11 protein-coding genes are annotated in these 9,957 nt (G+C 60.4%); all 11 read right to left on the bottom strand.

What is annotated here, in order from left to right:
- Positions 1-204: 204 nt before the first annotated feature.
- Positions 205-426 (bottom strand): exopolysaccharide production repressor protein, encoded by a 222-nt coding sequence (locus NKI73_RS16275; protein ID WP_245276245.1) that lies wholly within the window; start codon positions 424-426, stop codon positions 205-207.
- 65 nt (positions 427-491) lie between these two features.
- The gene (fdxB, locus tag NKI73_RS16270) at positions 492-809 is read right to left on the bottom strand and encodes a ferredoxin III, nif-specific (protein WP_023784653.1); all 318 of its coding nucleotides are present in this window, start codon (positions 807-809) and stop codon (positions 492-494) included.
- Positions 806-991, bottom strand: coding sequence for a CCE_0567 family metalloprotein (locus NKI73_RS16265; RefSeq protein WP_023784652.1), 186 nt, complete (start codon positions 989-991; stop codon positions 806-808). Before NKI73_RS16265 ends, fdxB begins: the two co-directional genes overlap by 4 nt.
- A gap of 36 nt (positions 992-1,027) precedes the next feature.
- Positions 1,028-1,429, bottom strand: a complete 402-nt coding sequence (locus NKI73_RS16260; protein WP_023784651.1) for a DUF269 domain-containing protein — start codon at positions 1,427-1,429, stop codon at positions 1,028-1,030.
- 415 nt (positions 1,430-1,844) lie between these two features.
- Positions 1,845-2,993 carry a TlpA disulfide reductase family protein gene (locus tag NKI73_RS16255; RefSeq protein ID WP_031241597.1) on the bottom strand — a complete coding sequence of 383 codons (1,149 nt, stop codon included), beginning with the start codon at positions 2,991-2,993 and terminating at the stop codon, positions 1,845-1,847.
- A gap of 1,315 nt (positions 2,994-4,308) precedes the next feature.
- Positions 4,309-5,196: a universal stress protein gene (locus NKI73_RS16250; protein WP_023784648.1), complete on the bottom strand. Its 888-nt coding sequence runs from the start codon at positions 5,194-5,196 to the stop codon at positions 4,309-4,311.
- Between the two features lie 101 nt (positions 5,197-5,297).
- Positions 5,298-6,002, bottom strand: a complete 705-nt coding sequence (locus NKI73_RS16245; protein ID WP_435054082.1) for a response regulator transcription factor — start codon at positions 6,000-6,002, stop codon at positions 5,298-5,300.
- A gap of 108 nt (positions 6,003-6,110) precedes the next feature.
- Positions 6,111-6,590 (bottom strand): NifX-associated nitrogen fixation protein, encoded by a 480-nt coding sequence (locus NKI73_RS16240; protein WP_031241596.1) that lies wholly within the window; start codon positions 6,588-6,590, stop codon positions 6,111-6,113.
- Between the two features lie 17 nt (positions 6,591-6,607).
- On the bottom strand, positions 6,608-7,105 hold the full coding sequence (gene nifX / locus NKI73_RS16235; protein WP_352631330.1) for a nitrogen fixation protein NifX: 498 nt from the start codon (positions 7,103-7,105) through the stop codon (positions 6,608-6,610).
- Complete coding sequence (nifN, locus tag NKI73_RS16230; RefSeq protein WP_352631329.1) at positions 7,071-8,453, bottom strand: nitrogenase iron-molybdenum cofactor biosynthesis protein NifN; 1,383 nt, start codon at positions 8,451-8,453, stop codon at positions 7,071-7,073. Before nifN ends, nifX begins: the two co-directional genes overlap by 35 nt.
- Positions 8,454-8,462: 9 nt before the next feature.
- Positions 8,463-9,953, bottom strand: coding sequence for a nitrogenase iron-molybdenum cofactor biosynthesis protein NifE (gene nifE / locus NKI73_RS16225; protein ID WP_352631327.1), 1,491 nt, complete (start codon positions 9,951-9,953; stop codon positions 8,463-8,465).
- Between the last annotated feature and the right edge of the window lie 4 nt (positions 9,954-9,957).

Genomic DNA, 9,957 nt, shown 5'->3' with positions numbered 1-9,957 from the left:
TAACTACGCTCGTAAGGACGACCTTAAGAGCGCAGCCTCGCTTCCGTGCCATGCTCGCGCAAGGCGGCCCTCGCCGGAGGCGTACGGTCCGTGGTTCATCGAAAGTGGCGGGAATCCGAGCTCTGATCTTGTCACGGCCACGCCTCAAGGGAGCAGCAGCGATATAGCTAGCATGATTTTGAAGCGAATCTGCCGAGCCACTCGTCACCTCATCTGGTCTGGCGATTGGCATCCAACGTCCTCGCAACTGCCGAAATGCTCAGCCCTTTGCCCAGCTTCGCGAGCGAAACCCGACCGCCAGATCAGAAAGAGCACGCTTGCGAAATACGCCAGCTGAAGGAGCAGCGAACAAGCCAGCGTCGTGACGACTACTGTGCCGATGGAATAAGAAGCGAAGTAGACAGTCAGTGCGGTGCTGCACAGCACCAGCCCCAGGACGCGACAAAATATTTTTAAGGGCAACGCCGTTCTCCTGGTTTTGTCTCCTCAGATCATGCTGCGACCTGGTCGGCCGCAACATGGGTCTGGCAGTTCTTCGGGCAGACGCGGGCGCAGGCTCCGCAGCCAATGCAGCGGCCGGCATGATCGACGACCATGATCATGCGATTGAGCTCACCGTCGAAATCGTCATCCCCGTCGTCGCAGGCGCCGAGGATTTCACCCGCGTCATCGACGCCGTAAAGATGCATGACCTTGCGCGAGCAGACTTTGAAACAGCGGCCGCAGCCGATGCACGTCGTGCCGTCTATAGCGGTGAGATATTCCGGCACCCATCCGGAGCCGTCGCGAGTTGTGAATGTGCTCGTCATCGTAACTTCTTCATTGCAGCGAGCTCTCTCCTGGCACCATCCAACTCGGCAAAAACGGCCGACATTTCCTCGGCAACTTCCTCTATCTCCGTCCATTTTCGCGGGAGATCCTCTGCAAGGTCGCGCAATTTCATCTTGGCAACTGCCGCGCGCAGCTGAAGCTTTCGGACTTTCTTCCCCATCTCATCTACATAGATCCTTCCTCGAAATCGGTTTCTTCACGCCCGTGCCACGTCGGGATAGGCTTCAATGGCTGCAGTCGCATCGTCGACCAGTTTCGTACCGGCCTCCGCGAGCTTCCTGAACGTCTCGAAGCCGAACCGGTGGATGTCTTGACAGAGCGACCAACCGCCCGGTCGTGAAAAGCAATCGTCCGAAGCGCCCATGGGTTTCATCTCAATCATTGGCGGTGTCACCAGGCCGGAGCGCTCCTCGATCCTAAGCCCGACGGCCGTGTAGAACATATCGAGCCTCCACAGCACGTCCGGATCGGGATCGCCGATGATGGGGATCGCACGGCGCTGTTTTCTGGTAACAATGAAGTCGGCCAGCAGTTCGGCATCCGATTTGCCTTCCCACGAGCCGTAGGAGTCTTGAGCAAGATCAGCCGCACGAGGCATCTGACGAACGGTGTGGCAAGCGCCTCGTCGTCGTAGACGGCAAGGTTGATTGCGGTGTCAGACATTTCGCACACTCCTCATTTCAGTCCTCGTCCTCGAAGCACGATGTCTGTTTTCGGGGACGCCTACTTCGGCCACAATTGCGCAGCCGGCGCCCGGCTCGGGGCGGCCGATTCCACGCAATCGATGTCCCAGTGGCCGACCTTGAACACGTCCTCGACTGCGAGGTCTTCCACCCCGGCCGGAATTCGCGTCGAGCATCGCTTCCGCCGTGATGCGGCCGGAGGTCATCGCAAGATTGGAGCCTCGAACCCGCTGCAAGCGATCCACATTGTGCTGCATGGAACCGACTTGCTGCGGCCGCGCCAAGGAAATGGACGAATTGGCCAGTACACATTCCAACCATCACCCCCTTTTACGGACGGCGCTTTGACACCTTCGGCAAAAAATTCTTTTGCGGTGCCGCGCAGAGAGCGCCGTGACAAACCTTCTCATCCTTGTAGTTGGCCAAGGCCTGTAGCAACTCCGGTAGAAGGTGCTCTTTCAGTTCGTCAGGGATAGGCTCCGGACCGTCCAGCGACTTCAGTGCCAGCTCCACCAACTCGATCGCGCGATTTTTGTTGCCGCTCTCATGATAATACCGAGCGACCGCCGGATAAGACCAGAACTTTGGGCTGTCGCCTTGCGGGGGATTCAGTGCCAGCACGTGTTCGGACAGCTCTTTGCCTATCGCGAAGCGCTCAGCAGACGGAAAGCGCGAATGGTCAAGGTTCGGATGGAAGAGTTGGTTTAGCGCCGCGATCATCCAGTCCTCGGAGTTTCTGTCGATCGCGTCGCGAACCAATTGGTGCATGAGGGGCAAGCCGGTCCACATGTCGTGCATTTTGTGAAGCACCAGATTCGCATGAGCCAGGCGGAAATTGAGGTTGTCCGGCAACAGGGCAATGCCCTCTTCGATCGCCGAGAGCGCCGTCTTCCAATCCTCTGTCTTCACCGCCGCCCAAAATCTGTCATTGATCGGCTTCTTCAACGCTTGTTCGCGCGCCATGGGTTCGTTTTTGGCGATCCGCTCCGTATCGGCGGATTTCGCTTGATCGCTGGTGCGCCAGCTGCCGTTAAGCACTTTCGGCAAGACCTCATCGAGTTCCGTCGGATGACCGATAAAGGCGATGTGGCCGTCTCGGTCGACCACGAACGAGGTCGGAATCCCGACAGAAAAGCTGGGTTCCATCCAAAGCTTGTTCATTTCGCCTGTGTAGTCGAACGCGATCCGAAAGTTCAGGTTTGAGCACTTTTCGGTCAACCACGCGTCCAACCTGGTTCGGGCCTCAACGGCCGTTGGAGCGTTTTCATCAGCCGCGATGCCGACGACCTCAAGTCCGCTGTCCTTGTATTTCTCCTGTAGCTGCATCAGCTCGAGCATCTCCGCCGCACATAGTTCGCACCAAGTTGCCCAAAATTCGATGGTATAGACTTTGCCGGGCTGGAAGTCCGCAAGGGGCTCGCCACGCAGCCAGTCCTCCACTTTGATCGAAGGAGCCGGTGACCCCATCCGCAACATCATCTTGCCCTCCAAAGCTGTTGCCGAAGGCTGCGTGACCTTGTGGGCAAGCTTGTTCCCCTTTGAGACCGTGGCACGAGGGTTCAACGAAGGGAGAGCATCGCTCGTCTTGCGCATCTGCGTGCATTCAGCCTTCACTCAGTGTTGCTGGAAGTTAATTCGCAAAGGTCGTGCCAACGAGCTCAGCGTGCAGTAAATGCTGATTATATTAAAAAGCTTCCGGGGCGCTCAGATAGCCGGTTGTATTAGTCGCGACATGTTTTCTGCCATTGTCAGGTCTTGGACACGCATCACCCGCTTCGCGTCGGCACAGAAGCGTGGCCACGGACGTCTCGACATAGGGACGAACACATGGACATCATAACTGCGTTGGCTAGCGCCAGCCACGTCATCATCGTCCGCCTCAAGCCTTGCTTGAGCTTCTTGCCGTTCCGGTCGCTCAGCGGAACGCCATTGCGATTGCAGGGGCCGCTCCCTCCGAGCATCGCCTCTGCCCTACCTCTTCCGCGTTGCGCTTTCCTGGCTCGCAACGCCGGAGTTTCACGACGAAGCCGGTCATGTCCGGCTGCGGGTCGCGAATAACGCCAGATTGACGATGATGATCGTGGCCAAGAGAGCCGGGATGTGTGCCGGCATGTGCCAGGCCGGTGAACTCTCCCGGATTCCCGCTTTTTTTGTTCTATATCCCCGTGCACAGGTCCTACAGGGACCGCCTGGTGCGAATGTGAGCGTTGTGGGAATTGACCGGCCTCAAGGCCGCTCGGTCGCCACGCGGTGGGCCGGGCAGACTGAAAACGCCGAAGATGCGGCGCCCTCGCCGCTGACCCGGCTACCATCCCAGGCGATGACACGTGATTGATGCCACCGTTCGCCCGGAGGGCCGGCAAGAGCCCGACCGTCGGACTCGAAGGTCGGTGCCTTGGGCGCTGCACGGTCGTGGCCGTGTTCAGTTCCCCGCCAGTGGTGAGGGAAATCGTGATATCGCTGATACGATGAGGCTACGGTCCGAACGCGGCCTGCCGCGCTGAAACGACTCTCTTTCTCGACCTGACGCCGGCTCGAGTATTGGTGTTTTGAGCGCATTGAGGACGTCTGGGCTTCTGCCCGGCCGTTTGTCTGCGCGTTACGGGTTGTCTCGGCGAGCAGACACCGAGCGCGTTAGAGGCGTCCGGGGAATGTTCTTCGCGACGGCGCTTGCAAGTTGCTCATGAGCTTCGCGAAACCTGCTCGTTTGCGGCGACCTTGCTCCGACTTGGTATCAGGGTAGGTGATCAGCGGAGTAGAGCTTGGAACAGCATCGGTGCTACTTCAGAACCGGTCAGCGGGCCAAAAACAGCGGCAAAGACGGCTTGCCAACTATCCATCTCGTCACGCTTCCGAAGAGCCGCTCGCGCAGCCGGCGGCTGCCATAAGCGCCCATGACGATCAGGTCGGCAGACGTGTCGATTGCGTGCTGCCCTAGCACCGTGGCCACCGGTTTGCCACGGCTCGCCAGCCGGTCGACCGACACCCGAGCACCGTGCCGAGTGAGATAGGCAGCGATGTCGGCTCCCGGCTCGGCGCCGTTTCCGGTGCAGGTCGCCTCCGGATCGACGAGTGCGACGCGAACTTCCTCAGCACCGGATAGCAGGTCCAGCGCTTCCCGAACCGAACGGGACGCCTCGACTCGCGAATCCCAGCCGACCAGAACGCGCCGTGGAGACAGAGTCGCCTCAGCGCCCTCTGGCACGACAAGAACCGGCTTTCCGCTGTCGAACAGGCTGCCGTTGATAACAAGGGGACCGACGTTAATGTCGTTGAGAAGTGCGGGGCCGACGATTGTCAGGTCATTGCAGATGGCCCGCTGTCGCACCGCGTCACCGATGCTGGCCTGATCGCAGTTGGCAATATCGACATCATAGCACCGCCACGTGGCTCTCAGCAGTTTGTGAATTTCCCTAGAAGTTTTTTCCAGACTGGTCGCGTCCTGCGAAAATCTCTCGATTTGCCTGTACCGTCTTTCCAGTCTGGCAATGGCCTGTGCGCGTTGCGTAGGCCACGCGGGGATGCCATCGCCTAGCAGCGGAGGCGACATAACGAGCGGCGGAGGCGACACGATCAGGACGGACAAATGTGCGCCGACCTCGGCGCACAAGCTTGCAGCTGTTCTGACGTCCCGATCGGAGTGGTCAGCTCCCGCTACACTGAGTAGGCTTTTGAAGGCCATCTGACTGCTTTCCCCTGAGTATGTCGCGCCCGTAGCGCGTTTCGAAGCCGCAAGACTTGCCTTCCAACGAAGATGGAGAGTGGCACACCAACGTCCGCTATTCAGTCGTCCGGCTTCTCGAGCGAGTAGCCGGCAGACCTGACAGTACGAATGACGCTACCTGGCGAGGCCGCCTTCAGCGCCTTTCTGATCCGGCTGATATGGACGTCGACAGTGCGTTCACCGATATGGATATTGTCCGGCCAGGCCGCGTCGATCAGCTCGTCTCGGCTGAAGACCTTGCCGGGAGCCTCAAGAAATTGCCGCAGCAGGTTGAATTCGAGAGGTCCGAGATGGATGTCGTGGCCATTGCCGCGAACTCGGTGGGCATCGAGCTTCATCTCAAGGCTGCCGCAACAGAGCCAGCTGCCGTTTTTTATCCCGTTTGAACCCGGCTGTGGCAGCGCCAGCTTCATCCGTAGACAGTCAAGCAGCTTGGCCGGCGCGAAGGGCCGCACAAAGCTCTCGTCAATCCCAGCCTTCAAGAGATCGAGGTGCTGGTTCTCGGCGCCGGGCGCGATCAGCGCAATTACGGGCAGGCCGCCGGTCCGGGGCTCCCCCTTGAACCGGGCGCAGATTGTGGAGCCTGTCGCGCTTGCCGGCCCGCAGTCCAGCACTACCGCCTGGAGCTCCCGTTGATCGGCCAATGCAAGTGCTTCCTTCACCCCGCCTGCCGGCTCACTCGTGAAGCCGTCCACTCCCAGAATGTGGCTGAGGAACAGATACAACTCAGCATCTTGCGAACAGATCAGGACCAGTGGCTTCATCAGCGCTACCCCAAGAACCAAATCGGCATCGACCGCCTCGGTTGAGTGGGCTGGCCATCGCATGTCCTCAAGGCCTGACATGATCCCCTTGATCGAAAATCGGTTCCATCACGCCCGCGCCAACTCGGGATAAGCCTCAATGGCTGCGGTGGCATCCCCGGCCAGTTGGGTACCGGCGGCGGCGAGTTTCCAGAACGTCTCGAAGCCGAACCGATGGACGTCGCGCAGGGTCTTTGACAGAACGACCAACCGCCCGGCCGTGAAGAGCACGCGCCCGAAGCCCTCATGGCTCATCTCAATCATCGGCGATGCCATCAGGCCGGAGCGTTCCTCAATCGCAAGCCCGACGGCGGTGTAGAACTTATCGAGCCTCCACAGCACGTCCGGATCGGGATCGCCGATGATTGGAATTGCACGGCGCTGTTCCCTGGTGATGATGAAGTCGCCCAGCAGCTCGGCGTCCGATTTGCCTTCCCACGACCCGTGGGAATCATTGGCACGGATCAGCCGCACGAGGCATTTGACGAACGGGGTGGCAAGGGCCGCCTCGTCCTCGGTGGCGGCAGGGCTACCAGCGCCTTCAAACATTTCGCCCACTCCTCATTTCAGCTTTCGTCCTCGAAGTACGGTTTCTGTTCGGCGACACCTGCCTGCGCCAGCACCTTGCGCAGCCAAGGGGGAGGACACGTCCTGAGCATCATCTGCGTGCGCAAGAGCACCTCTTGGATGGTTTCGGGGTGCGGCACTTTGATCGGATGAATTTTTGCCGAAACAAGTTTGGCTGCCGAAGGTCCGCCGATCGCCAGACAAAACAGGAGATGACAGCCCTTCAGCGCCTCCACCTTCGGGGTGACGCGGTCGTCGCCCTCAGTTCGATGCTTCCCGCTCTCGTCGGAAACGTCATCGAAGGCCACGGCCTCGACGAGATTCCACTCCTCGCGCATCACGTCGTAGACAGCAAAGCGCCTGGCCGATCCGAAATGGGCGTTGAGGTTCTTCATGTCCTGCGTGGCGATGGCCACGCGCAATGCGCCGGCTTGGCGTTCCGGCTTCGGTGCGTGAACCTCGTCAGTGACGAGCGAGAGGCGACGAACGGAGCGCATCTGGCATTTCTCGCTTACGGAGTGGATCAAGCGCCTCAGGCGTCGGCGCGTGCCCGTTGGCTTCGAAAATGTTGGCAATCTCGAAGATCAGGTCGCGGGTCCCTTGGTAGAGGATTGTGAGCTTGTGCTGAGCCCCGAGCCGGTCGAAGATCGGGAAGCCGACCCGCATGAGCGGAATGCCGAGGCGCTGCGCCGACTGGCGGCCGTGGGAATGAGTAACGAGAAGATCAGCGCCGGCGCTAAGCGCTTCCAAATCGCCGAGATCGCCGATTTGAACCGACTGCGCCGGCACTTCCTCCAGAATTTTCGACATAGCGGCCGTTGTGACCGCCGCCGCGATTTCGGAGCCCATGGCGATGAAGAAGCTCGCGAGTTGGTAGAGTTGGTCTGGTTCAGCAGCGATCGCAATTTTCTTACCTCCAAAGTGGAAATGTCCGTCGAGCAAGGCGTCCTGCAACTGCGCCCGGCGACGGCGTACCCCAGCCGGCGCCGCCGCGCCCGAAACCGCCGATAGGTGCGAGACGAACCGGTCTGCGTCCTTCAATCCAGTCAGCGACCGAAACAGCACGTAAGGTACGCCGGTTAACCTGTGCAGCAGCTCGGCCGGGCGGCGCATATGCTCACCGATGGCGACGCATTGCACAGCCGTGCCAAGCTCGCGGATATCCTCGACGCTGGTGCCGCCATAGGTGGTCGTGACCCAGCGGTCGGGCACCGTACCGTCGAGCGAGCCGGAGATGTCCGGCAGAATCACCGGTTTGAGTCCAAAGCTTTCAATCATCTCACGCAAATGCTCGATATCAGCCACAGTGAGGTTCCAGCCAGGCAGGATCACGATCTTGTTGGACTGCCGCGCCTGCTCGCCGGGCCGCGTAATCCTTTCGATCATCGCGGTGACAGCCTTGGCCCAGCCCTCTTCGATCGCGCCGTCGAAATCCGGTGTGTTGGCTAGCACCACCTCCGTACCCGCGAGTTCTTCCATGCGCTCCAGCCTGATATTGGCGATATCTCCTGCGCAGTCTTCGCCCCGGGTTTCCACCAGCGCCGTGGTGCAGACCCCGATCAGCGTTGGCTTTGTGCGGGCCTTGAGGTTGAGTATCGCCTGTTCCAGATGGTCCGCCCCGCCAAGGATCGTCGCCACCTCGTCCATCGCCGTCGTCTGCAAGGGAATGGCTTCCTTGAAATGTCGCACGAAGAGCACGAGGGCGAAGCTGGTGCACCCCTGGCTGCCGTGGAACAACGGCATCGCGCCGTCGACGCCAAGAAAGGCCAAGGCGGCACCCAATGGCTGCGATGACTTCAGCGGATTGACCGCCGCCGCTTTGGTCAGGGGAAGGATGCGGACCATCGACTCTCCTCAACACTCGCCGAAATTGCCGGCCGTCGTGCCTGCGAATTCCTGGACAACATGCAAGGTCGCGGTCTCGCTTTTCGTGCGCGGCAGTTCCTGCCTCACCGCAGGCTGGCAATCCCATGGTGCCGGTTCCCGCACCTGGCGCCAGATCGGGTTATGAATAGCGAGGTCGATCTGGCGTACGAGTTCCACCATGCCGTGATAGCCGGCGTAAGGATGTTGGCGCTCCTGGTTGATATCGAGCCAGGGTGTCTTGGCCTTCAGGGCGATGAACTGCGTGCGCCCGCCCGACAGCATGATATCGGCCTTGTGTTCCGAGAGCATGGCGTAAAGCTCGCGCGCCGCCATCTGGTCGAATATGTGGTTGTCGTCCTTGAGGATCTGCTTGATGCGTTCCTTGTCTTCGACGGTCGACTTCTTGACAGAGGTGCCGACGATCTCGATGCCGATCTCCATCAGCGCATGGACGACCGACCAGGACTTCACACCGCCGGTGTTGAGCAGCACGCGCTTGCCTTCGAGCCTCGGCCGGTAGGCGGCGAGCTTCTTCCAAGCGATCGCCTCTTCCTCGGCAATCAACGCCTCGGTGCGGCCGAGGATCTCCGGATCGGCACCCTTCTTCACCAGCAGCTGAGAGATCTGTCGGAGCGCTTCCGAGGTGTCGGTGATGCCGTAGAAGGAGCCCTCGAAAAACGGGATGCCCCAGCGCTTCTCCATCTTGCTGGCGAGATTGATGAGCGCGGTCGAGCACACCATCATAGCCGCCTGGGCGCGGTGCGCGCCGGCAATGTCGACGTAACGTGCGTCACCCGGAATGCAGGCGCGCACCCGGATCCCGAGCCGATCCAGCAGCGGCTTCACCAGCCAGAATTCGCCGGAGAGGTTGAATTCGCCAAGGATGTTGATGTCGTAAGGACCGGCATCGTCGGGCTCGGCCGTGCCGATGACATGCTCGAGCAACGCCTCGCCGGCAAGCTTGTTGCCAAGATTCTTGGAGCCGACGAAGCCCGGCGCATTGACCGGCACAACGGCCAAGCCGAACTTTTCCGCCGCGCGCTTGCAGACAGCCTCGATGTCGTCGCCGATCAGCGCCGTCACGCAGGTCGAATAGACGAAGATCGCCGGCGGCCCATACGCTTCCTTGATCTCGCGGATCGCTTTGAAGAGCTTCCGCTCGCCCTGCCCCATCACAACATTGAGTTCGGTGAGGTCGGTCGTGAAGCTTGTGCGCCACAGGGTTGGCCCGGACGAAGCCGCACCGCGGTTGTCCCAGGAATTGCCCTCGCAGGCGAGCGGCCCATGGACCAGGTGTGCGACGTCGGTGATCGGCTGCAGTACGATCTTGGCGCCATCGAAGGCACAGCCACCGGCCGCCGCTCCGGGGGTCAGTGGCTTCGAACAGCCCTTTTTGCGCGCCTTGGCAACCTTGTCGCGGTTCTGCTCGCAGGCGGGCTCATTGAAGACATCCTGGATTTTGGCTCTGAGCGAGGACATTGCT

Source organism: Mesorhizobium sp. M0496 (assembly GCF_040321205.1).
Lineage (GTDB): Bacteria > Pseudomonadota > Alphaproteobacteria > Rhizobiales > Rhizobiaceae > Mesorhizobium.
The sequence above is the reverse complement of the archived record's forward strand: the minus strand, read 5'-3'. Positions and strand labels throughout refer to the sequence as shown.